This is a genomic window from Exiguobacterium sp. s16 (assembly GCF_018618115.1).
Classification (GTDB): Bacteria; Bacillota; Bacilli; order Exiguobacteriales; family Exiguobacteriaceae; genus Exiguobacterium; species Exiguobacterium mexicanum_A.
Window position 1 is genome coordinate 1 of record NZ_JACSLM010000001.1, and the last position, 25,568, is coordinate 25,568.

23 protein-coding genes, 14 tRNA genes and 2 rRNA genes are annotated in these 25,568 nt (G+C 51.4%); 34 read left to right on the plus strand and 5 right to left on the minus strand.

Going from position 1 to position 25,568, the window contains the following annotated elements:
* From KNP86_RS00005 to KNP86_RS00075, 15 genes are all read left to right on the plus strand, one after another.
* Nucleotides 1–83: ribosomal RNA gene (locus KNP86_RS00005) — 23S ribosomal RNA — on the plus strand; the annotation flags it as partial.
* Between the two features lie 98 nt (nucleotides 84–181).
* Nucleotides 182–297, plus strand: a 5S ribosomal RNA gene (gene rrf, locus KNP86_RS00010).
* A gap of 8 nt (nucleotides 298–305) precedes the next feature.
* Nucleotides 306–380 (plus strand) — tRNA-Asn (locus KNP86_RS00015).
* Between the two features lie 13 nt (nucleotides 381–393).
* Nucleotides 394–484 (plus strand) — tRNA-Ser (locus KNP86_RS00020).
* 19 nt (nucleotides 485–503) lie between these two features.
* A tRNA-Glu gene (locus tag KNP86_RS00025) sits at nucleotides 504–578 on the plus strand.
* Nucleotides 579–596: 18 nt separating this feature from the next.
* Nucleotides 597–670, plus strand: a tRNA-Met gene (locus tag KNP86_RS00030).
* An 8-nt stretch (nucleotides 671–678) separates the two neighbouring features.
* Nucleotides 679–754, plus strand: a tRNA-Asp gene (locus KNP86_RS00035).
* A gap of 27 nt (nucleotides 755–781) precedes the next feature.
* Nucleotides 782–857, plus strand: a tRNA-Phe gene (locus tag KNP86_RS00040).
* 3 nt (nucleotides 858–860) lie between these two features.
* A tRNA-Tyr gene (locus tag KNP86_RS00045) sits at nucleotides 861–944 on the plus strand.
* A gap of 3 nt (nucleotides 945–947) precedes the next feature.
* Nucleotides 948–1,018 (plus strand) — tRNA-Trp (locus tag KNP86_RS00050).
* An 18-nt stretch (nucleotides 1,019–1,036) separates the two neighbouring features.
* Nucleotides 1,037–1,112, plus strand: a tRNA-His gene (locus KNP86_RS00055).
* 6 nt (nucleotides 1,113–1,118) lie between these two features.
* A tRNA-Gln gene (locus KNP86_RS00060) sits at nucleotides 1,119–1,193 on the plus strand.
* Nucleotides 1,194–1,197: 4 nt separating this feature from the next.
* Nucleotides 1,198–1,272: transfer RNA gene (locus KNP86_RS00065), tRNA-Gly, on the plus strand.
* 8 nt (nucleotides 1,273–1,280) lie between these two features.
* A tRNA-Cys gene (locus tag KNP86_RS00070) sits at nucleotides 1,281–1,354 on the plus strand.
* Nucleotides 1,355–1,363: 9 nt separating this feature from the next.
* Nucleotides 1,364–1,444: transfer RNA gene (locus tag KNP86_RS00075), tRNA-Leu, on the plus strand.
* A 108-nt stretch (nucleotides 1,445–1,552) separates the two neighbouring features.
* Here the strand turns inward: KNP86_RS00075 and KNP86_RS00080 are convergent.
* Complete coding sequence (locus KNP86_RS00080; protein ID WP_214752351.1) at nucleotides 1,553–2,212, minus strand: DUF6241 domain-containing protein; 660 nt, start codon at nucleotides 2,210–2,212, stop codon at nucleotides 1,553–1,555.
* A gap of 293 nt (nucleotides 2,213–2,505) precedes the next feature.
* Between KNP86_RS00080 and desA the strand changes: the two genes are divergently transcribed.
* The 10 genes from desA to KNP86_RS00130 all read left to right on the plus strand — a co-directional run bounded on the left by desA (nucleotide 2,506) and on the right by KNP86_RS00130 (nucleotide 9,151).
* Nucleotides 2,506–3,525: a Delta(5) desaturase DesA gene (gene desA, locus KNP86_RS00085; RefSeq protein WP_034776483.1), complete on the plus strand. Its 1,020-nt coding sequence runs from the start codon at nucleotides 2,506–2,508 to the stop codon at nucleotides 3,523–3,525.
* Nucleotides 3,526–3,750: 225 nt separating this feature from the next.
* A tRNA-Gly gene (locus tag KNP86_RS00090) sits at nucleotides 3,751–3,821 on the plus strand.
* A 78-nt stretch (nucleotides 3,822–3,899) separates the two neighbouring features.
* Entirely contained in the window at nucleotides 3,900–5,048 is a 1,149-nt protein-coding gene (gene queG, locus KNP86_RS00095; protein ID WP_138860337.1) for a tRNA epoxyqueuosine(34) reductase QueG, read from the plus strand.
* A complete protein-coding gene (locus tag KNP86_RS00100; RefSeq protein WP_214752874.1) occupies nucleotides 5,038–5,472 on the plus strand; it encodes a methylated-DNA--[protein]-cysteine S-methyltransferase in 435 nt (144 codons plus the stop codon). The genes queG and KNP86_RS00100 overlap by 11 nt, the downstream gene beginning before the upstream one ends.
* 10 nt (nucleotides 5,473–5,482) lie before the next feature.
* Nucleotides 5,483–5,956 carry a tRNA (uridine(34)/cytosine(34)/5-carboxymethylaminomethyluridine(34)-2'-O)-methyltransferase TrmL gene (trmL, locus tag KNP86_RS00105; RefSeq protein WP_034776487.1) on the plus strand — a complete coding sequence of 158 codons (474 nt, stop codon included), beginning with the start codon at nucleotides 5,483–5,485 and terminating at the stop codon, nucleotides 5,954–5,956.
* Between the two features lie 226 nt (nucleotides 5,957–6,182).
* A complete protein-coding gene (locus KNP86_RS00110) occupies nucleotides 6,183–6,740 on the plus strand; it encodes a DUF5366 family protein (RefSeq protein ID WP_021066738.1) in 558 nt (185 codons plus the stop codon).
* A complete protein-coding gene (locus tag KNP86_RS00115; protein WP_214752353.1) occupies nucleotides 6,737–7,195 on the plus strand; it encodes a hypothetical protein in 459 nt (152 codons plus the stop codon). Before KNP86_RS00110 ends, KNP86_RS00115 begins: the two co-directional genes overlap by 4 nt.
* Nucleotides 7,196–7,305: 110 nt before the next feature.
* Nucleotides 7,306–7,704 (plus strand): IS200/IS605 family transposase, encoded by a 399-nt coding sequence (gene tnpA / locus KNP86_RS00120; protein ID WP_138858715.1) that lies wholly within the window; start codon nucleotides 7,306–7,308, stop codon nucleotides 7,702–7,704.
* Nucleotides 7,705–7,708: 4 nt separating this feature from the next.
* On the plus strand, nucleotides 7,709–8,785 hold the full coding sequence (locus KNP86_RS00125) for an RNA-guided endonuclease InsQ/TnpB family protein (protein WP_214752355.1): 1,077 nt from the start codon (nucleotides 7,709–7,711) through the stop codon (nucleotides 8,783–8,785).
* Between the two features lie 150 nt (nucleotides 8,786–8,935).
* On the plus strand, nucleotides 8,936–9,151 hold the full coding sequence (locus KNP86_RS00130; protein WP_214752357.1) for a hypothetical protein: 216 nt from the start codon (nucleotides 8,936–8,938) through the stop codon (nucleotides 9,149–9,151).
* A gap of 29 nt (nucleotides 9,152–9,180) precedes the next feature.
* Here the strand turns inward: KNP86_RS00130 and KNP86_RS00135 are convergent, their stop codons facing one another.
* The gene (locus KNP86_RS00135) at nucleotides 9,181–10,968 is read right to left on the minus strand and encodes a transglycosylase domain-containing protein (RefSeq protein WP_251130389.1); all 1,788 of its coding nucleotides are present in this window, start codon (nucleotides 10,966–10,968) and stop codon (nucleotides 9,181–9,183) included.
* Nucleotides 10,969–11,120: 152 nt separating this feature from the next.
* Between KNP86_RS00135 and KNP86_RS00140 the strand changes: the two genes are divergently transcribed.
* Genes KNP86_RS00140 through KNP86_RS00155 form a run of 4 tightly spaced genes read left to right on the plus strand, consistent with a single transcriptional unit; the run spans nucleotide 11,121 to nucleotide 17,316 of the window.
* Nucleotides 11,121–12,275, plus strand: coding sequence for a glucose-1-phosphate adenylyltransferase (locus tag KNP86_RS00140; RefSeq protein WP_214752361.1), 1,155 nt, complete (start codon nucleotides 11,121–11,123; stop codon nucleotides 12,273–12,275).
* A gap of 34 nt (nucleotides 12,276–12,309) precedes the next feature.
* Nucleotides 12,310–13,410: a glucose-1-phosphate adenylyltransferase subunit GlgD gene (gene glgD, locus KNP86_RS00145; RefSeq protein ID WP_214752363.1), complete on the plus strand. Its 1,101-nt coding sequence runs from the start codon at nucleotides 12,310–12,312 to the stop codon at nucleotides 13,408–13,410.
* Between the two features lie 11 nt (nucleotides 13,411–13,421).
* Nucleotides 13,422–14,861, plus strand: a complete 1,440-nt coding sequence (gene glgA / locus KNP86_RS00150) for a glycogen synthase GlgA (protein ID WP_214752365.1) — start codon at nucleotides 13,422–13,424, stop codon at nucleotides 14,859–14,861.
* Nucleotides 14,862–14,883: 22 nt separating this feature from the next.
* A complete protein-coding gene (locus tag KNP86_RS00155; protein ID WP_034776498.1) occupies nucleotides 14,884–17,316 on the plus strand; it encodes a glycogen/starch/alpha-glucan phosphorylase in 2,433 nt (810 codons plus the stop codon).
* Between the two features lie 17 nt (nucleotides 17,317–17,333).
* On the opposite strand, the gene KNP86_RS00160 is transcribed toward KNP86_RS00155, so the two are convergent.
* On the minus strand, nucleotides 17,334–18,152 hold the full coding sequence (locus KNP86_RS00160; RefSeq protein WP_052090077.1) for a sulfurtransferase: 819 nt from the start codon (nucleotides 18,150–18,152) through the stop codon (nucleotides 17,334–17,336).
* Between the two features lie 99 nt (nucleotides 18,153–18,251).
* Between KNP86_RS00160 and KNP86_RS00165 the strand changes: the two genes are divergently transcribed.
* From KNP86_RS00165 to KNP86_RS00175, 3 genes are all read left to right on the plus strand, one after another.
* Nucleotides 18,252–19,979 carry a phospho-sugar mutase gene (locus KNP86_RS00165; protein ID WP_214752367.1) on the plus strand — a complete coding sequence of 576 codons (1,728 nt, stop codon included), beginning with the start codon at nucleotides 18,252–18,254 and terminating at the stop codon, nucleotides 19,977–19,979.
* A gap of 125 nt (nucleotides 19,980–20,104) precedes the next feature.
* Nucleotides 20,105–20,863: a transporter substrate-binding domain-containing protein gene (locus tag KNP86_RS00170; protein ID WP_034776504.1), complete on the plus strand. Its 759-nt coding sequence runs from the start codon at nucleotides 20,105–20,107 to the stop codon at nucleotides 20,861–20,863.
* On the plus strand, nucleotides 20,860–21,510 hold the full coding sequence (locus KNP86_RS00175) for an amino acid ABC transporter permease (protein ID WP_214712585.1): 651 nt from the start codon (nucleotides 20,860–20,862) through the stop codon (nucleotides 21,508–21,510). The genes KNP86_RS00170 and KNP86_RS00175 overlap by 4 nt, the downstream gene beginning before the upstream one ends.
* Nucleotides 21,511–21,855: 345 nt before the next feature.
* Here the strand turns inward: KNP86_RS00175 and KNP86_RS00180 are convergent, their stop codons facing one another.
* Together KNP86_RS00180 and KNP86_RS00185 are read right to left on the minus strand one after the other, a co-directional pair.
* Nucleotides 21,856–22,956, minus strand: a complete 1,101-nt coding sequence (locus tag KNP86_RS00180; RefSeq protein ID WP_034776508.1) for an ABC transporter ATP-binding protein — start codon at nucleotides 22,954–22,956, stop codon at nucleotides 21,856–21,858.
* A gap of 103 nt (nucleotides 22,957–23,059) precedes the next feature.
* Complete coding sequence (locus KNP86_RS00185; protein ID WP_353048135.1) at nucleotides 23,060–23,917, minus strand: PucR family transcriptional regulator; 858 nt, start codon at nucleotides 23,915–23,917, stop codon at nucleotides 23,060–23,062.
* A 70-nt stretch (nucleotides 23,918–23,987) separates the two neighbouring features.
* On the opposite strand from KNP86_RS00185, the gene KNP86_RS00190 reads away from it, so the two are divergent.
* Nucleotides 23,988–25,079 carry a DUF445 domain-containing protein gene (locus KNP86_RS00190; RefSeq protein WP_052090200.1) on the plus strand — a complete coding sequence of 364 codons (1,092 nt, stop codon included), beginning with the start codon at nucleotides 23,988–23,990 and terminating at the stop codon, nucleotides 25,077–25,079.
* A 35-nt stretch (nucleotides 25,080–25,114) separates the two neighbouring features.
* Nucleotides 25,115–25,486 (plus strand): YlbF/YmcA family competence regulator, encoded by a 372-nt coding sequence (locus KNP86_RS00195; RefSeq protein ID WP_034776512.1) that lies wholly within the window; start codon nucleotides 25,115–25,117, stop codon nucleotides 25,484–25,486.
* Nucleotides 25,487–25,568: the final 82 nt, after the last annotated feature.

Consider the following 25,568-nt stretch of genomic DNA (forward strand, 5'->3'; position numbering starts at 1 on the left):
AGACGATGAGGTAGATAGGTCATGGGTGGAAGCACGGCGACGTGTGGAGCTGAATGATACTAATCGGTCGAGGCTTTGATCTAGTCTAAGGTTTGTATGAATTGATGAGTCTTCAGTTTTGAGAGAACAATCTCTTAAAAAATATTGACGTTATGACTAAATAATGTTAATATAATACTTGTCTGGTGGCGATAGCGAAGCGGCCACACCCGTTCCCATGCCGAACACGGAAGTTAAGCGCTTCAGCGCCGAAAGTAGTTGGGGGTCTCCCCCTGTGAGGATAGGACGCTGCCAGGCAAGATCGTTCCGCAATAGCTCAGTGGTAGAGCAACCGGCTGTTAACCGGTAGGTCGTAGGTTCAAATCCTACTTGCGGAGCCACTTTTCTCTTTTTGGAGAGCTGTCCGAGTGGCCGAAGGAGCACGATTGGAATTCGTGTAGGCGGCAAAACCGTCTCAAGGGTTCGAATCCCTTGCTCTCCGCCAGTTTTTCAATCCAAGATATGGCCCGTTGGTCAAGCGGTTAAGACACCGCCCTTTCACGGCGGTAACACGGGTTCGAATCCCGTACGGGTCACCATTTAAAGTTTTATATCGTCGCGGGGTGGAGCAGTCTGGTAGCTCGTCGGGCTCATAACCCGAAGGTCGTTGGTTCAAATCCAGCCCCCGCAATTATCAGTGGTCCTGTGGTGTAGTGGTTAACATGCCTGCCTGTCACGCAGGAGATCGCGGGTTCGAATCCCGTCAGGACCGCCATTTTTTTAATTAAATTACTACATACATGGCTTTGTAGCTCAGTTGGTAGAGCAAAGGACTGAAAATCCTTGTGTCGGCGGTTCGATTCCGTCCAAAGCCACCATGTGGGGGGGTAGCGAAGTGGCTAAACGCGGCGGACTGTAAATCCGCTCCCTCGGGTTCGGCGGTTCGAATCCGCCCCCCCCCACCACTTAGGGGCATAGTTTAGCGGTAGAACTACGGTCTCCAAAACCGTCAGCGCGGGTTCGATTCCTGCTGCCCCTGCTTCTTAATATCATTATGGCGATTGTGGCGAAGTGGTTAACGCACCGGATTGTGATTCCGGCATTCGAGGGTTCAATTCCCTTCAGTCGCCCCATTTTATTGGGCTGTAGCCAAGTGGTAAGGCATCGGATTTTGATTCCGACATGCGTAGGTTCGATCCCTTCCAGCCCAGCCATTATGCGGAAGTAGTTCAGTGGTAGAATACGACCTTGCCAAGGTCGGGGTCGCGGGTTCGAATCCCGTCTTCCGCTCCATTTAATTTGGCGCCATAGCCAAGTGGTAAGGCAGAGGACTGCAACTCCTCTATCGTCGGTTCGATTCCGACTGGCGCCTCCAACATAATATGCCGGTGTGGCGGAATTGGTAGACGCGCACGACTCAAAATCGTGTTCCTCTGGAGTGTCGGTTCGACTCCGACCACCGGTATCCGTAGATCCTAGCTGAGGCTAGGGTCTTTTTTTGTTCTATGTAAAATGTGGAAATTTGAGTCGAAATGAAAAATGTTGATTTTCCAAAGTAAAAGAAAAAGAACCATCACGGAGATGATTCTTCATATGACGTGTACGTTGTTTCGTCCAATGTGTTCAAGTATTCAGGACCGAAGTTGTTTAAGATAAAGAGTTCTTCTTCGTTCTTGGTAGCTAATCCGTTCGAGAAACCTCTACTCGCTTGGAGGAAGTGCAACAAACGATCTTGTTCCTTGTCCGCTTTAGAGAAGTCACCTTGCGACCAGTGATCGAGCATCGTTTTCAATTCCGAGTACATACTGTCACCAATTTTGAATTTAGTTTTTAGGAGCTCCAAATAGTCAGCGGACTGTTGTATATTGTCTGGGGTCATCGGAATCGCTCCCCATTTGGAACGGGCCGATATTTTTTGATGTGTCATCAAGTGCATGTTTTTAATCAATCCAGTTCGGCTCGGTTTCTCTTCATTGAAGGAGACCTCCAATTCAACACGCGTCTTTGCGGTGGAGTTGCCTCTCCGATCTAATGGGTCTTCTTTAGAAACTTCGATTTGTAACTCTTTGACTCGCTTTGCATATTTGTCATCAAGGTCTTTATTTTCGACGCCTTGACTCAAATTTTTATAGAACGTATAGCTGACAAAGAAGACTGGGATAAGCAAGATAAAGACGCTCGCCATGATGATCAATCGCTTAGGTGTGATCAATTTTTTTATTTTCTGAAACAATAACATTTCCTCCTATCTCTACATAATTGGAGTCTAACACACTTTATATATTAATAATTCCATATAAGGAATTTTAATGGGAATTATTGAGACTGAAATAATAATTGATTCAATTACTGTTATGGAATGAACGATTTATTCTATATGATGTGATATAATTACCTGGTAATAATATTTTATGACAAATTGATTCTTATGGCGATGGATGCCGTCGTCACTATCATAGTGTAGTTGGTTTCATATTTCATTTTTGTTGTCGTCAACGCTGTATGCAATTGAGGAGGAAGTTGTACATGAGTAAAGAAAAAATCGCCCAGCTCCGGAAACACGTCTCGCCGTTTGAAAAGGCCGATGTGAAGAAGAGCGTCCGGCAGATGATCAACACGATCTTGCCGTTTCTTGCCGCCTGGATTCTTGCCTATCAGGCGCTCCAAATTTCGGTCTTCTTGACCATTCCGCTCGCCATCGTGGCAGCAGGCTTCGTCGTCCGGATGTTCATCATTTTCCACGACTGCACGCATGGTTCGTTTTTCAAAAATAAGAAAGCGAACGCCATCGTCGGGACGATCATGGGTATCTTGACGTTATTCCCGTATGAGAAGTGGAAACGAGAGCATTCGATTCACCATGCCTCGAGTGGGAATTTAGATAAGCGGGGAGTCGGTGACATTTGGGTCATGACAATCGAAGAGTACGTCGAAGCTTCGAAGTGGACTCGTCTCCAATATCGTCTCTATCGTAACCCGCTCGTCATGTTCGGCCTTGGACCTTTGTTCCTGATCCTTATCACGAGCCGCTTCAACCGGAAAGACGCACGTAAGAAAGAGCGCAACAACACGTATCTCATCAACTTGTCTCTCGTCGTGCTCTACGCACTCGTCATCGCGCTCGTCGGATGGAAAGCATTCTTGATCGTTCAAGGAACGACGATGTTCACGGCAGGCGTCCTCGGGATTTGGTTGTTCTATGTCCAACATACGTTCGAAGACTCGTATTTCGAGGACGAGAGCGAATGGGATTATGTGAAAGCAGCAATTGAAGGGAGCTCGTATTATGAGTTGCCTAAAGTGTTGCAGTGGGTGACGGGAAACATTGGTTTCCATCACGTGCATCACTTGAGCCCACGCGTACCGAACTATAACCTTGAACAAGCCCATACGGCGACACCGCCGCTCCAGAAAGCGACGACGATCGGTCTGTTCTCTAGTTTGAAATCGCTGCGCTATAAGCTATATGATGCTAAAAACAAGACGTTCGTCACGTTCCGAGATATTAAACATTTGCTTCGGGAACCAAAGACATCGTCATTGTAATAGAACTTCCTGCCGACAGAGTCGGCAGGATATTTTTATACCGCGACGTTTATCTTATAGTGAGATATGGTTTGAAGAAGAGAGATAAGGGAATTATATGTATTCATACACCATAAGTATAGATTTCATAAGCTATCAAATAAATTTCTTCAAAAGTATTGACTTCCTAAAGGTATAGATGTATATTGATTGTAGTCGCTTTTACAGACGACTCATTTGAACCATGCGGGTGTAGTTTAATGGTAAAACCTCAGCCTTCCAAGCTGATGACGAGAGTTCGATTCTCTTCACCCGCTTCATCATCTCTCTGCCGACTGGCGGGGAGATTTTTTGTATGCGAAAATAGACACGAAAGAGGTGATTCGATGAACGGGATGGACCCGGAGACACTCAAACAGAAGATTGTAGCATATGCGACGACGATCGGGATTGACGAGTTGAAAGTGACGACCGCCGACCCGTTCATCGTCATGAAGCAACGTCTCGTGAAGCAGCAAGAGAAGGGATTCGCCTCGGGGTTCGAGGAGCCTGACTTGGACAAACGGACGACGCCGACGCTGTTGCTCGACGAAGCGCAGTCGATCATCGCCATCGCCATCGCGTATCCGAGCAAATTGAAAGATGCGCCGCGAAGTGTTGCCGATGAACGGCGGGGCTTGTTCGCCCGGGCATCGTGGGGGCTCGACTACCATCGCGCCGTCGGCTCAAGGCTTGAGCAACTGCAAGCGTATATTGAACAGCTCGTCCCGGGCGTCCGGACACGCTCGATGGTCGACACGGGAGAACTCGTCGACCGTGCCGTCGCCGAACGGGCCGGAATCGGCTTCAGCGGCAAGAACTGTTCCATCATTTCGCCCGAGAAGGGGTCGTACCTTTATTTAGGGGAGATGATCCTGGACACATACTTACCGCCGGACGAGATGATTGAGGACGGCTGTGGCGAGTGTACGAAATGTATGACGGCTTGTCCGACGACGGCGCTCATCGAACCAGGTGTCCTCGATGCCAAACGTTGTATCGCCTATTTGACGCAAATGAAGACACTTATGCCACGCGAGTTTCGTTCGAAGCTCGGCGGGCGGCTTTACGGTTGCGACACGTGCCAACAAGTCTGTCCGTATAATCGGAAAAAAGATTGGCGCCATCATGAGGAACTGCTTCCTGAGGCTGAAATCGTCAAACCGTTGCTCGTCCCGTTACTGAACTTGAGCAATCGGGAGTTCAAAGCGAAGTTTGGCCATCTGTCTGGCGCATGGCGCGGCAAAAAGCCGATTCAGCGAAATGCGATTTTAGCGTTGGCCCATTATCGGGAACCATCGGCCGTGCCGGTGCTCGAAGACTTTATTCGACAAGATGAGCGCGAAGACATGCGGGCGACGGCCGTCTGGGCGATTGGTGCGATTCTCGGAGCCGAAGCCGAGACGATTTATCGACAAATCGAGTCGACGGAGACGTCTGAGCTCGTACATGAAGAGATTCGATTGTTCCGAGAGGAGTGGGACCGTGAAGACCGTGTCATCTAAATGGGGTACATTGGCGTATGAATTGAACGCGCAAGGGAAGCTATGCGCGTTAGACTTTGCGGAGACGGAAGCAGATGATGGTTCGGCACCGGCTTGGCTGACCGACCTGATTGAACGTGTCGAACAAGACGGGCTTCAACCGTCTGATCGTGAGTGGATTGAGATGAAGGGGACCGTCTTCCAACAAGAAGTATGGGATGCGTTATTGACGATCCCATTCGGGGAAACGCGTTCGTATAAACAAATCGCTGAACAGATCGACCGCCCGAAAGCGGTTCGGGCGGTCGGCCAGGCGCTGAACCGCAATCCGTTGCCCGTCATTTTCCCATGCCATCGCGTCGTCGGCAGCGGAGGGCAACTGACCGGGTTCGGAGGCGGCCTTCATCAAAAACAACGATTACTTGATCTCGAACAAGTGAAGTGAGGAGTAGATTATGGCAATCCATGTAGTAATGTTCCAACCAGAAATCCCGGCAAATACGGGTAACGTCTCGCGCACATGTGCGGCGACGAATTCCGTGCTCCATTTGATTCGTCCGTTAGGTTTCTCGACGGACGACAAAATGCTCAAACGGGCCGGGCTCGACTATTGGCAATTCGTCGACGTCCGTTATCACGACTCGCTCGATGAACTGTGGGCCAAACACCCGGACGGAGAGTTCTTCTACATTACCAAGTATGGGGAACAGTACCCAAGTGACCTCGATGTGTCTGCGGTTGATAAAGATTATTTCTTTGTCTTCGGACGCGAGACAAAAGGTTTGCCGATGGAAGTGATCGAGGACAACCTCGACCGCTGCATCCGTTTACCCCAATCGAACCTCGTTCGGTCACTCAACGTCTCAAACACGGCGGCCATCATCGTTTATGAGGCGCTCCGTCAACAAGGATATGCTGGATTGAAATAAAAAAAGAGCCGGATTCGTGAGAATCTCGGCTCTTATTGATTACCTTCAGGTTTTCTGTTGTATCCAGCTGTGAAGATAGCTGCGAGGAAGACGACGCTGATTCCGACCATTAGTAACAAACCCATCTAAAAATCCCCCTTTTGTTCTCCGTGACTACGAATATTATAATATACTTGATAATAGATTTGCACTGAATATGAGAAATTCTTGTGAAATTGGAGCCGATATGAAAACAAACGTGTACTTGTTAAGCTATGCCCCGTTGATTGGGATCATTCTATTCTCGATGTCGCTCGCCATTGCCACGAGTGAGTATGTGATTCAATGGCTGACGCGTGTCGGCGTGTACAGCGAAATCATCGCCTTGTTGTCCGTCCAAGAGTCGAAAGTGCTCGTGCTCGTCGTGTTCTTTACCATTTACTTTATGCTGTTCAGCGCCTTCAAGCTCGTCGCCGACACGTTCAACCAACTCGGGTTCGCATTCTTTGCGCGTGAGACGAACGGTAGCTCGTTGCATCGGTTGAAGCCAGGCGCGACGATTTTTCTCGTCGGCTCAGGGATTAGCTTCTTGTTTTTAAATTCGCTGCTTGCGGTCATTGCGGTACTGCTCGGCACGTTCGTTCTCTATTTGTTCTATTACATATGGCAAGTCAGCCAGTTGATGTCGACGTTTCGTGCCATCGGTCTACTGTTAATTCAAGCGATGATGTGGGCGATTCTTTTGAGCGGCCTCGCTTGGGCCATGCTCCGCTTGTTTAACTCGGTCGGGGATATCATCCTATGACGGTGAACACGACGATTTCCCTCATCCCGGCCGAAGAAGTCGTCCAGGAGTGGATGTCGTCGATGGTGCCACCGATGGACTTGTTTATGGCGGACGAGCATCTCGTGACGCAATTAGGCGCACAGGTGTCAGTGTTGATCATCCCGAAAGCAGAATTTGACACACACCCGTCTTACCGGGACGTCCGAGTCGCCAACGCCTATACGTATTGGACGATTGACCGGGAAGTGCCGTACGTCCTGCATGCGCCGCCTGGTTGGATCGAGACATTGCCGCCAGAAGTGAGGCGCGAGTTGCTTGCCTATCAAGTCACGGTCGGACGAGGGCTCGTTTTCCCGGCGACTGACATGGAAATCGATTCGTTGCCGACTTCGAGGGTCACGGTAGATGATGTGCCGTATCTCATCTTACAGAATTTGCGAACGAGAAAGCCCACTGCTTCAGTGATGGGATGAACGTGAGCTTGATTTCGGAGTTCCGCTAGTCGGAATTTCAGAAATCAACAAGTATGATCTTATCCCGAGAAAATGTATCGCTTAAATAAACAAAGTGATACGATAAACGTATGAACAACTATCGAAGAACCAACACCACCGTGTCGATGCTCCATTATCATTTCGTGTTCTGCCCGAGGTATCGCCGAAAACTGTTCGATGACGACCTGTTCGAGCGACGGTTCAAAGAGATCGTCCACGATGTCTGTGAAGGGCTCGACATCCACCTCCTCGCCATCGAGTGCGACCGGGACCACACGCATCTATTCTTATCCGCATTGCCATCCATCAGCCCGTCCGACATCATGGCGCGCATCAAAGGCGTCTCGTCGAAGCGGCTCAGGGAGGAGTTCCCGCACCTTACACATCTCACGAGCCTCTGGACGAGATCCTTCTTCGTGTCGACGGCGGGAAACGTCTCCAGCGAGACCATCAAACGTTATGTCGAGGAACAAAAGACAAGGGGATGAGACCGTGTCGCAGACATTGACCGTGAACATCAAACTCCATCCGACGAAAGCGCAACAGGCCATCTTGGAGCGGATGATGGATACCTACATCCGCACGGCGAACCAGCTCGTCGCGGCCATGGTGCAGGCCCGGGAGAGCTTGAATCTGACGAGCAAACATGTCACGGCGGACCTGCCGAGCGCCGTCAAGAACCAGGCCATCCAGGACGCGAAGAGCATGTTCAAGAGGGCGAAGAAGAAGGACTTCCAGGTCGTCCCGGTCCTGAAGAGGCCGTACTGCACCTGGAACAACCAGAACTACTCGTTCGACTTCGAGTCGGTCTCCCTCCCGATCATCATCGACGGGAAGGTGAAGAAGACGGCCATCCGCGCCGACATGGTCGACCCGGACAACCGGAACGCGACCCTCCTCGCCAACAAGCTCGGGACGCTCCGCATCACGAAGAAGTCGACCAAGTGGATCGCCCAGATCGCCGTCACGATTCGCACGACAGAAAAAACAGAAACGAAGGTGCTCGGGGTGGACCTCGGTCTGAAAGTCCCTGCCGTCGCATCGACCGATTGCGAAAAGGCGCGGTTCTTCGGGAACGGGCGCGAGAACAAGTACATGAAACGCAAGTTCCGGACGAAGCGGAAAGAGCTCGGTCAAAAGAAGAAACTGAATGCGATCAAGAAACTGGACAACAAAGAACAGCGTTGGATGCGAGACAAGGACCACAAGGTGAGCCGTGGGATCGTCGACTTCGCGAAAGAGAACCACATCTCTGTCATCCGCCTCGAAAGACTGGCGAACATCCGACAGACGGCAAGAACAAGCCGTAAAAACGCCAAGAACCTGCACACCTGGTCGTTCTATCGCTTAGCCACATTCATCGAATACAAGGCGAAGTTAGAAGGAATCAAGGTCGAATATGTCAACCCTGCATACACATCTCAGACATGTCCTTCTTGCGGAAGCCGAAATAAAGCGAAAGATCGAACCTATTCGTGTTCATGCGGATTCAACAAGCATAGAGATTTAGTCGGTGCGATGAACATCCGATACGCACCTGTGGTTGATGGTGACAGTCAACCAGCCTGAGAACCTATAGGGTCTGTCTCAGGAGGGGTGATGGCACACCCTTATCTGAAGGCTCGGACAAAACAGAAATGGCCTGCGTCCGCACGGGCACTTCAGAATCCCACCCATCCTGAAGAGATGGGCTTGCGGCTTTAGCCGTGGGAGTGTCAAATGAGAATCGAGTCGGAACTGACCGAACGAGGGGACGTGCTCACGTTCGTTGATGATGCCGTTCGAATTCAACACGCGACATATTCGCTCGGCAACGGACTCTTCTTCAACAAGAACGGGCAGACGATGTTCAATCCGTGGAAGCTGATTCATGAGGATGAACTGTTTGAGTCATGGGGAAATTACGGATACCATACTTATCGAAAACAGCAATAAGGTCAGGGACAACTGTCCCTGACCTTATTTTAGCGATGGGCTTCTGTCCAAATGATGGCAGGATAGGCCCGATTGGCGAGTTCCGGGAACGGCCGCGGCGTGTCGGCGCCGAGCCAGATAGCCGTGATTGTCTCATCGGTCAAGCCGACGTACCACATGTCCTTATGCGAGTTCGTCGTACCGGTCTTGCCGCCGACATAAGGACGTTTGATTTGACCGGCATACCGTCCGGTCCCGTACGTCGTAACGGAAGACAACGCCTCGCGCATCGTCGCGACGGTCGATTTCGACCAGACGGCTTGTTGTGTCACGCTTGGCGTGAGCGTTGGGGCTCCCGACTCGAAACGAATCTGTTTGATGGTTTGACCTGACACGTACACCCCTTGATTTAAGAACGGCGTATAGGCGGCGGCGAGTTCTTTCGGTGACACACCTTGGGTCAATCCGCCGAGCGCACTGGCCAGGCTGTTATCCGTTTTAGCGTCCCATTGGCTGAACATTAGGTCGGCCGTGGCGAACGCCGTTTCCTGGTCAATCGCGGTGAAGGCAGCGAGCGCCGGCGTGTTGTAAGAATACGCGACCGTATCACGGAACGATACATCGCCGAGGACGCGATTGCCGCTGTTCGTCGGACAATATGTTCCGTAACAGACCGGCCGGCCGTCAAGGATCGTATCGAGTTTCGCACCGGTCTCTTCGATGAAAGGCGCGAAGACGAGGACCGGCTTGATGGCCGACCCGGGTTGACGGAACGCTTGCGTGGCCCGGTTGAATTCACCGCTCTGAGTCATTTCTGAATCAACGAGGGCGACGATTCGGCCTTTCGGCGTCAATTCAGCATAGCCACCGTTTAAACCGTTCGGCAGTTTCGTCATCACTTGTTTTGCTTGTTGTTGTCGGGCGACAGACAGATACGTGTCGATCGTCGCTTGATTCGTCGCCAAGTAGTCTCTGGCCGCGTCTTCATCGAGGTCGTAGCGGGAGCGGACGAGTCGAATCGCTTCTTTCATGACCGTATCCATATAATCGGGATAGCGGACGACGTGCTGGCGATAGGTCGCCTTCAGCTTCACACCGTGGTGCGTCTCGTAAGCTTGCTTCGATAGCACGCCGGCATCCCGCAGTTGAGTGAGGATGCGGTCCTTACGTTCATAAAATCCGGATGAAGGTTCGAGCGGATCATAGAGGGATGGATTGTTTGGTACGGTCAACAGGAAAGCGATTTGATTCCAATTTAAATCTTCGAGCGGACGAGCGAAGTACGTATCGGCCGCTGCTTGGATGCCATAAACGTTATGTCCAAAGAAAATGACGTTACTGTAGGCGGTCATAATTTCTTTCTTACTATATTGTTTTTCCAGGGCTCGAGCGAGTAAAAGTTCTTTCACTTTACGTTCATATGTCCGTTCGTGCGTCAAATACACGTTACGAGCCAACTGCTGCGTGATCGTACTTCCGCCCTGTAACGACGATTCATTGGCGTTGTGAATGAACGCCCGGGCGATCCCGCCGAGGTCGTAACCTGGGTGGGCGTTGAACTTACGATCTTCGATGACCATGATCGCCTCACGGATATGGGCCGGCAAGCGGGCGACGGAGACGTCATCACGTCGGCCGCTCAAATAGAGCTGTTCTGTCCCGCCTTTATACGTCAATGTGACGGCATGCTTCGAAGCGAGCGGGGCCGCATCGACCGTCTTTTCGCCCCACGTCAAAATCTGCTTCGTCTGTTCAATCTCCTCTTTCAACGCCCCGCTGATTGTCAGACCGGCGGCTAGCAAACCGGCAAAAAATAGTGTCCCAATCCACGCTCGCATCGTCTCACCTCTCTCTTTATTCATTATATCGTCAATCTTTCGATAAAATTCAAAATGTAAACGTTATCATATAATAATTTGAGCAGGAATACATTAGGAAGTAGAGAAAGAGGGTAATAGATGTTTATATTATGAATTTAGGAGGCTGTACTATGAAGCAAGAAATGGTTGCGATGCTCCTCGCAGGAGGAGAAGGGAAACGACTCGGGCCTCTCACACGGAAGACAGCGAAGCCTGCTGTCAACTTTGGAGGGAAGTACCGGATCATCGATTTTCCATTATCGAACTGTACCAATTCGGGAATCACGACGGTGGGCGTGTTAACACAATATGAACCGCTTGAGTTGAACCGTTACCTAGGCATCGGGTCGGCCTGGGACTTGGACCGCCGCAATGGAGGCTTGGCCATCTTACCGCCTTACCAAGCGCAGTCGGGAAAAAACTGGTACGAAGGTACGGCCAATGCGATTTATCGGAACTTGAGCTATATCGACGACTACGATCCGGAGTACGTGTTGATCCTATCGGGGGACCACATTTACAAGATGGATTATGAGAAGATGCTCGATTTCCATAAAGAGAAGCAAGCAGACGTCACGATTTCAGTTATGGAAGTCCCTTGGGACGAAGCACCGCGTTTCGGGATCTTGAACACGAGCGATGATCTTCGCATCAATGAGTTCGAAGAGAAGCCGGAGAAACCGAAGAGCAACTTGGCTTCGATGGGGATTTATATCTTCAACTGGAAAGTGCTACGGGAGCACTTGATTCAAGATGCAGAAGACGAGACATCAAGCTTCGACTTCGGTAAAAACATCATTCCGAACACGCTCCTCGACGGTTTAGACGTGTTCGCGTATAAATTTAAAGGTTACTGGAAAGACGTCGGGACGATTCAATCGCTTTGGGAAGCCAACATGGACTTACTCGAAGAAGATCCACCGTTCGATCTATATGATCCGGACTTTAAAATCTACTCGGTCAACCCGAACCAGACGCCACAGTTCATCGGCAAAGATGCCTGTGTCGAACAGTCGGTCATCAATGAAGGTTGCCGGATTGAGGGCGAAGTTCAACATTCAGTTTTGTTCTATGATGTGCGCGTCGGTGAAGGCTCGCTCGTCAAAGACTCGGTTATCATGCCTGGAGCACGAATCGGAAAAGATGTAACGATTCATAGAGCCATCGTCGCGAGCTGTGCCGTCATTGAGGACGGTGCGACGGTCGGTGAGCCGGGTGGTGAGATCGTTGTCATTGAACCACATGAAAATATCGAGAGCGGCACAGTCTTCAAACAACGTGCTTAATTTAAAAAAAGACCGACGCAAGGAGGCGTTACTGTTGACGAATGATTTGTTAGGGGTCATCAACTTAGGGACCGAAGAGGGCTTGTTTCCAGAATTTACGGGGCATCGCAATTTAGCTGCTGTCCCGTTCTCTGGGCGTTATCGCCTGATTGATTTTACATTGACGAATATGATTACCCAAGGCATCAACCAAGTGGGTATTTTCACGCTCGATAAGTATCGCTCGCTCATGGATCACTTGGGTTCAGGGAAAGAATGGGATTTGGACCGTTCGCAAGGCGGGCTACACATCTTCCCGCCGGCGCTCAAGCCCGACGGGGAAGCGTACCTCGGCGACTTGGCCAACTTCTCGATGCACCGCGAACACTTCGTACGCAGCAAACAGCCGTACGTCGTGATCACCGGATCGAACGTGTTGACGACGATCGACTTCCAAGACATGCTCGAGCATCATAAATCAATGGGTGCGGACATTACACTCGCTTATACCGGACACGAACAAAAATGTGGCTATTGCCGCCCGATTCGTCTCGGCGAAAACGACCGTGTCGTCGGCATCGGTGAGCGCGGATACACCCCGGACGATGAGTATACGTATACCGAGACGATCATCATGTCGAAAAACTTGTTCCTTCGTCTCGTCGACGAAGCGACGTCAAGAGGCGAGTATGATTTGCTCGACGGTGTCATCCGTCCACAGCTTCATCGTCTGCACGTACACGGCTATCACTATACTGGGAAAATGCAGGTGATTCATTCTGTCCTTTCATACTATAATGAAAGTATGCGCTTACTTCGTCAGGAAGGGATTATCTATGACTTCCCGCATATCTATACGAAGATCAAACATGAGCCGCCGACCCGTTATTTGAAAGGGTCGAAAGTGAATGAAGCGCTCGTTGCAAACGGCTGTAAAATCAGCGGAGAAGTTCAAAACAGTATTCTCTTCCGCGGTGTCGTCGTCAGTGAGCACGCCCGTGTCAAAAACTCAATCATTTTATCCAAGTCGATCATCGAAGAAGGCGCTGTCGTCGAGAACGCCATTTTAGATAAAGAAGTGGTCGTCAAACGAGGACAAGTCATTCGAGGTACGGTCGACGAACCGATCGTCATCGGAAAACGGACAACGGTTTAAAGGGGGATATTATGAAAATATGGTATGTCGCTTCAGAAGCGGCACCGTTCATGAAAACGGGGGGGCTTGCCGATGTCATCGGCTCGCTCCCTCAAGCGGTGTCTGGCCTCGGTGAAGATGTGAGTGTCGTTATGCCGAAGTATGGCTCGATTGCTCAGGAATATGTGGACGAGATGGAGTATCTATTCGACTTGATCGTACCGGTCGGATGGCGCAAGCAGTTTGGTGCCGTCCTGAAACTTGTGCGCGATGGGGTCACGTTCTACTTTATCGATAACGAGTACTATTTCAAACGGGAAGGCGTGCTCTACGGCCATTACGATGATGCCGAGCGGTTCGCATTCTTCTCTCGGGCCGTCCTTGAGATGATCGGGAAACTCGAAGCAGAGGAGATCCCGGACGTGCTCCATTGTCACGACTGGCAAACGGGCGTCGTCCCGGCCTTTTTACGGATTCATTATCAACACCTCGAGGCGTATCAACGCATCCGTACGGTGTTCACCATCCATAACCTGCAATATCAAGGCATCTTCCCGGAAGCGGTCCTCGGCGAGCTGTTACAGTTCGGTCCGGAACACTTCACAGCAGAAGGGATTCAACATAACGGTCTCGTCAACTACATGAAGGCCGGAATCGTTCATTCCGATCAAATCACGACGGTCAGTCCGTCGTATCGCGACGAGATTATGGAACCGTACTACGGGGAAGGACTCGACGCGGCGCTTCGGTACCGGTCAGTTGACGTCCGGGGCATTTTGAACGGCCTTGATTTGGCGACGAACGACCCGAGCACGGACAAGCGCATCGCGCAAACGTATGACCTCGATACGGTGAAGGAAGGGAAGCTCGTCAACAAGCGCGTCCTGCAAGAGCGGTTTGGTCTCGAAGTACGTGACGACATCATGTTGATTGGCTTTGTCAGTCGACTCGTCGAGCAAAAAGGGCTCGATTTGATCGAAGCCGTGAGTGAAGAGCTCGGAAACTTGGACTGTCAGTTCGTCTTCCTCGGATCGGGTCAACCCGAATACGAGGGCATCGTTCACGAGATGACGGCGACGCATCCAGGCAAGGTCGGGTCGTATATCGGCTTCGACATTGAACTCGCACACTTGATTTACGCGGGATCGGATGCATTCCTCATGCCGTCGCGCTTTGAGCCGTGCGGTCTGAGCCAACTTATCTCGATGCGCTATGGGACGCTCCCGATCGTCCGCGAGACGGGTGGGTTACGCGACACGGTCAAGCCGTATAATGAGTACACACAAGAGGGGACGGGATTTGGTTTCTTGAATTACAACGCCCACGAGATGCTCGCGACGATTGAGAAATCGATTCGTGTCTTCTACGACGACAACAATTGGAACGCCCTCGTCCATCAAGCGATGACTGCGGACTTCAGCTGGAAACAATCCGCGAAGCAATACCGTGAGTTGTATCACCTATTCGCATGACCGGAAGGAGTTTTACACACATATGTTTACAGATAAACAGAGCTTCGTCACTTCATTTCAAGAGAGATTCGTCGCATTAAACGGGAAGTCGTTTGATGAAGGGACCGAGCAGGAAGTGTATCAAACGTTGGCAACGATGGTGCGCGAACAGGCGATCCCGAAATGGATCAACACCCGCGACAAGCACGAAGAAAAACAGAGTAAACAAGTCATTTATTTCTCACTTGAATTTTTACTCGGCCGTTTTCTGTATAACAACCTGCTCAGCATGGACGTCTTAGAAGTCGTGCAAGAGGGGTTAGACGAACTTGGTTTCAACTTCACCGACATCACGGAATATGAACCGGAACCGGGTCTCGGGAATGGGGGGCTCGGTCGTTTAGCGGCATGTTTCCTCGATTCACTCGCCGCGCTCAGCCTGCCTGGGCACGGGAACGGGATTCGTTACCGTTACGGCTTGTTCAAACAAAAGATCGTCGACGGCTATCAAGTCGAGTTGCCGGACAACTGGCTCCGTGATGGCAACATGTGGGAGACACGCCGGGCTGACCGGGCTGTCGACGTCAATTTCGGCGGTTGGATCGAGATGCGACAAATCGGGGACCGGCTTCGCGTCGTCCACCATCCGGATGAAGTCGTCCGAGCCGTGCCTTACGACATGCCGATCATCGGCTACAAAAACGATGTCGTCAATACGCTCCGTCTTTGGAACGCCGAGTCACCGTTTGATGACGAGGAGTACATGGAACGGACGAAAGGTTCGTACAAAGACTTGCTCAAATACAAGCAGTCGATTGCGACCATCTCTGAGTTCCTCTACCCGGACGACACGACATATGAAGGAAAAGTGTTGCGCTTGAAGCAACAGTACTTCTTCGTTTCGGCGGGCGTTCAGTCAATGATCGCGTCTTACTTACGTCATAATAAATCGTTGAAGCACTTAGGCGACCATTACGCCGTTCACATCAATGACACGCATCCGGTCGTGGCCATCCCCGAACTCATGCGGATTTTAATGGACGACCACGGTTACGGATGGGATGAGGCGTGGCGTGTGACGAAGAGCGTCATGTCATTCACGAACCACACGCTTCTCGCCGAGGCACTCGAGAAGTGGCCGGTCGAGATGTATGAACGGCTATTGCCGCGCATCTATCAAATCATCACGGAAATCAATCGTCGCTTCTGTAAAGATGTGCTCGTCAACTATCCACATCTCGAGCCGCACATGGGCGAGATTGCGATCGTGTCGAACCAACACATCAACATGGCGAACCTTGCCGTCGTCGGCTCGCACTCGACGAACGGGGTCGCCCGCATCCATACCGATATTTTGAAGCAACGTGAGATGCGTCATTTGTATGAGATGTTCCCGCTTCGCTTCAACAACAAGACGAACGGGATCACGCATCGTCGCTGGCTGCTCAAGTCAAATCCGCGACTCTCGAACTTGATCACCGATGCGATCGGTTCGTCATGGATCGAACACCCGAACGATCTTGAGAAGTTGATGGGTGTGTCAAAAGACGCGAGCTTCCAAGAGCAAGTCATGAACGTGAAGCAACAGAACAAACTTGACCTCGCCGGCTACATTCAAGCAGAGACGGGCATCGCCGTCGATCCGGAGTCGATTTTTGACGTTCAAGTCAAGCGGCTCCACGCTTATAAACGTCAATTGATGGACGCGATGCATATCCACGCGCTCTATCAGAAGATTCAAGCGGACCCGACGTTCACGATGGTGCCACGGACATTCATCTTCGGTGCGAAGGCGGCGCCAGGTTACTATTACGCGAAAGAAGTCATTCGCTATATCAACGCGCTCGCAGCCATGATTAACAACGATAAGCGGGCGAGCCGCTTCATCAAGATCGTCTTCCTCGAGAACTACCGCGTCTCGATGGCGGAGCGAATCTTCCCAGGTTCGGATTTGAGTGAACAGATTTCGACGGCGAGCTACGAGGCGTCAGGTACCGGCAACATGAAGTTCATGATGAACGGTGCGCTTACGATCGGGACGCTCGACGGGGCCAATATCGAGATTCGCGATGCGGTCGGGGACGATCACATCTTCATCTTCGGATTGACACCGCAAGAAGTCATGAACTACAAGAAGTTCGGCGGTTATCATGCGGCCGACATCTACCATGCGAACACGGAAGTGCGTAACGTCGTCGATGCCCTCGTCAACGGAACGTTCGACAAGGTCGGAGAATACCAATTCCAAGCCATCTTCGACTCGCTTCTCGTCTATAATGATGATTTCCTCGTGTTGAAAGATTTTGCGTCTTACATGCAGGCGCAACGACGCGTCGACGAGGTGTTCTCGGACAAAGCACGCTGGGCCGAGAGTTCAATCGTCAATACGGCCAAATCGGGAATCTTCTCGAGTGACCGGACGATCACGGAATACGCGAACGCCGTCTGGAACATCAAACCGACGAGCGTGAAATAAAAAAAGCGATCCACCCGTTACGGGTGGACCGTGTTTTCTGGATAACTGATCCAATCAGAGTAAGACCCTGGGTACAGCCGGACGTCATCTTTACCGAGGGCGTGTAACGCCAAAATGTTCACGCAGGCGGTGACTCCGCTCCCGCAATAGAAGATGGGGTTGGGGACGTCGAGGACGTTGGCGTACAGCTCTCTCAAATCATGAAAATCTTGAAGCGTGCCGAGGTCGGTGACGGCTTCGGTATACGGACAAAGGACGGCGTTCGGGATATGGCCCGGTTTGCGATCAATCGGTTCATGGCTGCCGTCGTACCGGTCGGCCGTCCGTGAATCATAGAGCCCGCCCGTGACCGTGGCGGCACGGACGTCTTCGATCGTCGCAATCATCTCGTCTTGGAACGCTGGGACGTAATCTGAGGCGGGGTAGGACGGAACGTCCGTCGTCGTCTCGCCGCAGTAAGTGATTCCGGACTGAATCCCGCCCTCGAGCACGATGACACGCTCATGGCCGGCCCATTTGAATAACCACCAAGCACGGGCGGCATAAGGGAATCCGTCATCGTAAATGATGATCAAGTCATCTTTTTGAATCCCGATTCGGCGAAGCGTCTCGGTCCATGCTTCTTTTGACGGCAGTGGATGGCGCCCACCGTGTTCGGACACGGGACCAGATAAATCTTCCATCAAATCGAGGAAGACGGCGTTCGGGAGATGCCCCTGTCGATACACATATTTTCCGTATGAGGCGTCGTTTAATGAATAACGACAATCAATAAAGCGAATCGAGTCCGTATGGACGATGTGTTTCAATTCTTGGGCACGCATAGTTGGAAACATAGTATCACCTCGAAGTTTCGTTACTCCCATCGTATACAAGATGGAACAAATTGGCGAGTACTTCGATTGAATTTTTGAATGTCGAAAGGGGAACTGACCATGACATGGCAACAGACATATGACCGATGGAAACAACACGAGGCGCTCGAACCGCACTTGCGCGCCGAGCTTGAGGAAATGGAGCAAGACGAGACGTCGCTCGAGGACGCCTTTTATAAGACGCTCGAATTCGGGACGGGCGGTATGCGCGGGGAAATCGGACCAGGTGCGAACCGGATGAACATGTATACGATTCGTAAGGCATCGCAAGGATTCGCGGACTTTATCGCTGCCTCGGGCGAAGAAGCGAAACGTCACGGCGTTGTCATCGCCCACGACTCACGTCACTTCTCGCCGGAGTTCGCGCTCGAAGCGGCGCGTACGCTCGCCTCGAACGGGATTAAGACATACTTGTTCCCAAGCCTGCGGGCCACACCAGAGTTGTCGTTCGCCGTCAGACATTTAAACGCATTTGGAGGCATCGTCATCACGGCGAGCCACAACCCGCCAGAATATAACGGTTTTAAAGTATACGGTGCCGACGGCGGACAGTTGCCGCCGGCTGAGGCCGATGAGCTCGTCTCATACGTCAACGCGATCGAAGACGAATTAAAGATCGAAGTCCAAGACGAAGCCCCACTCCGCGCCGATGGCACGCTCGTCACCGTCGATGCGTCGGTCGATGCCGCTTATATGGAGGCCCTTCAATCGATTCGCATTCATACAGATGTGCAAGGAGACCCGCTTAAAATCGTCTACTCGCCACTCCACGGGACGGGACGCCGTCCGGTCATGGAAGGGTTGAAGGCGTATGGGTTTGAACATGTCACCATCGTCGAGGAGCAGGCCGAGCCAGACGGGTCGTTCCCGACGGTCAGTTATCCGAACCCGGAAGAACGGGCCGCGTTTGAGCTCGCGATGCAGTACGGCGACCGCGTCGGCGCCGACTTGCTCATGGCGACGGATCCGGACGCCGACCGTGTCGGTTTCACGGTCCGTGACCGCAACGGCGAATGGTTCGTCTTGACGGGGAACCAGACCGGGGCGCTCCTCATGGATTACATTCTGTCTCAAAAAGTCGAGACGGGGACGCTTCCGACGAACGGTTTCGTCGCGAAGACGATTGTCACGTCTGAACTTGGGGCGGCCATCGCCAAGGCGTATGGGGTTCACCTCGAGAATACGCTCACCGGCTTCAAGTTCATCGGTGAGAAGATCAAACAATATGAAGAATCTGGTGAATATACGTTCTTGTTCGGCTACGAAGAGAGCTACGGGTATTTGATTGGCGACTTCTGCCGTGACAAGGATGCCGTCCAGGCGTGCTTGCTCGGCGCTGAGATGGCAGCCTTCCATAAACAACAAGGACGCACGTTATACGATGCGCTCCAAGCTGTGTATGAGAAGTATGGCTTCTATGAAGAGTCGCTCCAATCGATGACATTGAAAGGGAAAGCCGGTCTCGAACAGATCGGCCGGATGATGGAAGCGTTCCGCGCCAATCCGCCGCAGGAAGTCGGAGGGTACGAAGTCGTCCGCTTTGAAGACTATAAGCAACAAGTCGCGACGAACTTGCGTCAAGGAGAGACGGAAGCAATCGAGTTGCCGTCGTCGAACGTACTCAAGTTCATCTTCGAGGATGGCTCATGGTTCTGCCTGCGTCCGTCTGGAACGGAGCCAAAAATCAAGTTCTACTTCAGCGTCCACGCCGATAGCGCCGAGAAGACGACGGTCAAACGAGAGGCGATTGAACGAGATGTCATGAAACAAGCGAAAGCAATCGATTAAGCGAGGACCACTGCCCTGACGAGGGCAGTGGTTTTTGTTTGACATTGAATGCCCCCGTCAGTATGATGAGGTTATTGTTCAAAACCATGTAATCATATAAGGATTATCAGGAAGGCGGAATTCATATGAAAAAATCGTTAACAGCAGTACTCGCTATCGGCGCATCGTTCGGGGTGCTCGCAGCATGCGGCACAGAGACAGACAGCGGTTCAGAAGAAGCCGTCATCACAGTCGGAACAGAAGCGACATACCCGCCATTCACGTATAAAGATAAAGGTGAAATCACAGGGTATGACATCGATGTGTTGAACGAAGCGGCCGAGCGTGCCGGTTACACGGTCGAATACGAGCCGATGGACTTCAAAGGACTCGTTCCAGCACTCGACGCGGAACGCATCGACATGATCGCCAACCAGATGAGCATCACGCCAGAACGTGAAGAGAAATATGCGTTCTCAGACCCATACGCCGTCTCAGGCGCACAAGTCATCGTCGCATCAGACAATGAGGACATCCAAGGCATCGACGACCTCGACGGCAAAGTCGTCGGCTCGACACAAGGATCGGTCTACGCCAAGCTCGCTGAAGAAGCTGGAGCTGAAGTCAAGTTCTACAAAGGCGCGAACCAAGTGTTACAAGATCTTCAAGTCGGACGTCTTGACGCAGCGCTCAACGACCGTCTCTTCATCTTGACGGAGCTTGAGAAGACGGGTTACGACGTGAAAGCGGTCGGTGACGTCTTCAACAAGAGCGAAGCGGGCTACATGACACGCCAAGACTCGGACGTGCTCGATAAGTTGAACGACGCGCTCGCTGAGATGCAAGAAGACGGTACGATGGCTGAAATCGGTGAGCAGTACTTCGGTGAGGATATCAGTCAATGAGTGAACTGATCACGACCGTCATCGAGAACCGTTCGGCCTATGTAGAAGCCGTACAATTGACGTTGATCGCCAGTATCCTGTCGATTCTCCTCGCCTTGGTGCTCGGTCTGATCATCGCATTACTTCATAGCAGTCCAATCAAAATTGTCCGTTTGTTCACGCGTACGTATATCTCGTTCTTCCGCGGGACACCGCTCTTGTTGCAACTTCTCATCTTGTACGTCGGTTTGACCGGATTCGTGCAGTTGAGCGGGATGCAGGCGCTCATCTTCGGGTTAGGCCTTCACTTCGCGGCCTATATCTCGGAAGCGTTCCGGGCGGCGATCAATTCGGTCGACCAAGGACAAGTCGAGGCGAGTGTCGCCCTCGGCATCCCGCGTGCGAAGCGCTTCAAGGATATCATCTTCCCCCAGGCGCTATCGCGTGCGATCCCACCGGTGTCCAACTCGGTCATCGATATTATCAAATCGACGTCGCTCGGTTCGGTCATCGCCGTCCAAGAGTTGACGTACGTGTCGGACCAAATTGCCGCGACGACGTATCTCGTCATGCCGCTCCTCTTGTTCTCGGCATCGATCTATTGGATCTTGTCGACGCTCATCCAGGCAGGGCAGCATCGTCTCGAACGTCGATATGCGATTCGTTGACACAAAGAAATCCCTTTGATTCTAAAATCGAAGGGATTTCAGCTTCCTAACCAGCATTAATTAAATCGCTCGTCCTTCCGGCGCCCACGCTTTCCGCAGGCAATCCCGGAGCCGCATCGCGACGCGCGTCGCTGCTGGGTCTCCGTTGGATTGCTTTCCTGCAGGAGTCGGGGCGCCATCGGACGAGCAACACAAACGGTCACCATCTGGTTGCCGTTTGTGTTTTTTCGAGTCTTTGAGCTCTTCGCGCACAAAAAAAAGACGAATCAAATCGCAATATACGATTTGATTCGTCAATAGCCTGAAAAATCCCTTCGATTGCAACCAATCGAAGGGATTTTTGTATTAACGGATGACTTGTTCTGTTTCCGTGTCGAAGAAGTGAGCTTTCGTCATATCGAGTGCGAGTGTGACGTCGTCACCCATGTGGATGTTCGAACGTCCATCGATGCGAGCCGTGAACTGGTGGCCGCCAAGTTCAGCGTACAAGTATGACTCAGCGCCCATGAGCTCGGCGACGTCGATATGCGTGCGGAACGTGTGCGTCGTTGGTGAGTCGATGTAGATCGGTTCATCATGGATCGATTCTGGACGGATTCCGAGAACGAGCTCTTTACCGACGTAACCGCGGTCACGAAGACCTTTCATTTTGCCTTCAGGGACGTTGATTTCTTCACCACCGACGAGGAACTTCCCATCAGCCAATTTACCGCGGAAGAAGTTCATTGAAGGTGATCCGATGAAGCCGGCTACGAAGATGTTGTCCGGGTTTTCATATACTTCTTTCGGCGAACCGACTTGTTGGATGATTCCGTCTTTCATGATAACGATGCGAGTCGCGAGTGTCATCGCTTCCGTTTGGTCATGGGTAACGTAAATCGTCGTCGTGTCGAGACGGTTGTGCAATTGGATGATTTCTTTACGCATCTGAACGCGAAGCTTGGCATCCAAGTTTGAGAGCGGCTCATCCATCAAGAACACTTTGGCATCACGGACGATGGCACGGCCGATGGCGACACGTTGACGCTGACCACCAGAGAGTGCTTTCGGCTTACGTTGAAGGTATTCTTCAAGTCCGAGGATACGGGCCGCATCTTGGACGCGACGATCGATTTCATCTTTCGGGAACTTGCGAAGTTTCAAACCGAACGCCATGTTGTCATACACACTCATGTGCGGGTAAAGGGCATAGTTTTGGAAGACCATCGCGATGTCGCGGTCTTTCGGTGCGACGTCGTTCATGCGCTTGCCATCGATGATGAAGTCCCCGCTCGAGATTTCTTCGAGTCCGGCGATCATACGGAGTGTCGTCGATTTACCGCAACCTGAAGGTCCGACGAAGACGATGAACTCGCGGTCCTTGATGTGCAAGTTAAAATCGCTGACTGCCTTTGAGTCGCCACCTTCGTATATTTTATCAATGTGGTTCAATTGAATTTCTGCCATGTCGTTAGCCTCCTGGGAATCTGTTCTTGTATAATAGCGCTTACAAGATTGATTATACGGTGAAACCGCTTGCATTGGATATGTACACGTTGCACAAAAACGATTACTCAGATTTGTGCAACGTGACAATGAGTTGAAGCAAACTCGCATCATAGAATTGGCGGGCATCGTATCCCGTCAGTTCATACAGCCGATCGAGCCGATAATTGAGCGTATTTCGATGCATGAACAGTGCTTTAGCCGTATGGGATACGTTTAAAGAGTGGGCGAATAATGCCTCTAACAGCTCGATGTTCGTCTTGTCGAGCGTCGTATATACGGCCTCGATCAATTGGAGACGTTCGGCAAAAGTCTCATGGTCTTCTAGCAAGTAATGGTATAATAGTTGACTAGCAGGGTAAGCTTTAGTAGAGAGTCTCGCGAACGGGCGCAGCGTTTGATGTTGTTGATACAGTGTCCCTAACACACCGAGCGGTCGCTCGCTATAGATGACATGGGCCTCAACGTAGCAATCGCTCGCCACGGCTCGTAACACGTCCTCGAACTCGGACAAATCGACGAGTTGATTCATCTCGATGATTTCCACGTGATGTCGCGTCATGACGACGATTTCCGCTTCAGGCATGAAATCGTGCAATATCTCTAAAAATTGCTCGAGCGATTCCGGCTCTTGATAATGGAGCGACAGCGACAACAACCGAAATGGCTGGGCGATCCGATACGAATCTGTGAGCAAGCGGTCTTGCCATTTCTCTTGACGCGGATCACGCGTCGTCACAAACGGTGTCGCCGACCATTCAAGCAGCTGTCGTTCACGCTCGCTCAATTCCATTTTGGGTAGTCCAAACACGGTCCCATCGTGTGCTTGGTACCAGATGTAGTCTCCGGATGCATCTTCCGACCGATGGACAACGGTCGGGAAAATCGATTTAATACGATCATACGTAGTCAATACAATCACCTCTTCAAACAATGTATCATATTTCAGAACGGAGGCAGGCAGTTTGGACAGTCTACTAAAAATATTCATCATGATCGCCATCGGGGCGACAATCGGGGGAGTCACGAACTTTCTCGCTATCAAAATGTTGTTTCGGCCCCATCATCCTAAATACATCGGGAAGATGAGAGTTCCGTTCACCCCGGGGTTGATCCCGAAACGTCGCGACGAATTGGCAACGAGCCTCGGGAAGACGGTCGTCAAGCACTTGTTGACGCCTGAAGGGATGCGTAAGCGCCTGCTCGATGAACAAGTCGGTAATCATATTACCCACTTCGTGCAAGGTGAGGTTCGGACGATGCTTCGTTCAGACAAGACGATCCGTTCGCTCATCGAACCGCTCTATCCCGATGCGGAGACACGTGTGTTGGGAGAAGCGGATACGAAGCTCCGGCAAGAGCTCCGACTCGTCCTTGCGGATGTGAAGTCGCGTCAACTATATGAGCTTCTCGGTGAAGACGGGATGGACCGTGTCCGCGGCATCATCCCCGAAATCGTGGACGCCCTGCTCGTCAAGTCAGAAGAATACTTTTATTCGGCTGAAGGCGAGGCGCAACTTCGGCACATGGTCGACTCGTTCGTCCAACGTCGGCTCGGTTTCATCGCCGGGTTCGTTCAAAACTTGAATTTCGTCGAAATGATTCGTCCGGAGATTATCAATATCTTGCGAGGTGGCTCGACTCGGTCTGGCATGGCGACGATGATCACGCGCGAATTCGAGCGGTTCAGTGAACGCTCGGTCGATACACTGCTCGACGACCGATTAGAGGAACGGTTGATTGACGGTGTGACGACGGAAGTCGTCTCGCGTCTCCCGGTTGGGGAACTGCTCGATCGGACCGTCCACTCCTATACGCGGGACGTCGAAGACCGTGTCGTCGAAGAACTCGTGCCGAACGGCGTGAGGCTCGTCATCACGCGCTTCACGGATCAAATGGAGACGGTCATGGATCGCCTGAAAATCGATCAAATCGTTCAAGAGCAAGTGAGCTCGCTCGATACCTCGTACCTCGAAGAGATCGTCCTTTCGATCTCAAAACGAGAGTTCCGGGCAATAACATGGCTTGGCGCCTTATTAGGTGGTATGATTGGATTGATTCAAGGGTTGATTGCCATCGTTTGATCGGCACGCCCTAATAGTTTTTAGGAGGACGTCACATGTCACAATCAAACTTGTACGATCATGCTTACCAATTGGAAAAAGCACTTCGCGATTCTGAGGAGTTCACAAATCTCTCTTCACTATACGACCGTGTCAATGCGGATGCAGAAGCGAACCAGTTATTCGCTGACTTCCGTGATATCCAAATGACGCTTCAACAGAAGCAAATGCAAGGCGAAGAAATCTCTGAACAAGAGATGATGGATGCGCAGACAAAAATGATGGGCGTTCAACAAAACGAATTGATCATGGAGCTCATGCAAGAAGAGCAACGCATGCATCAACTGGTCACAGAAGTGACGAAAATTATCATGAAGCCACTTGAAGAGCTCTACGCTCCGATGGTGAATGATAACGAAGTTCAATAACAGTGAAGCGGATGGCAATCGAGCCATCCGCTTTTTTGTTGCCTAGATTGTCACCCAATTCATGATAGCGCTTACATGAAGC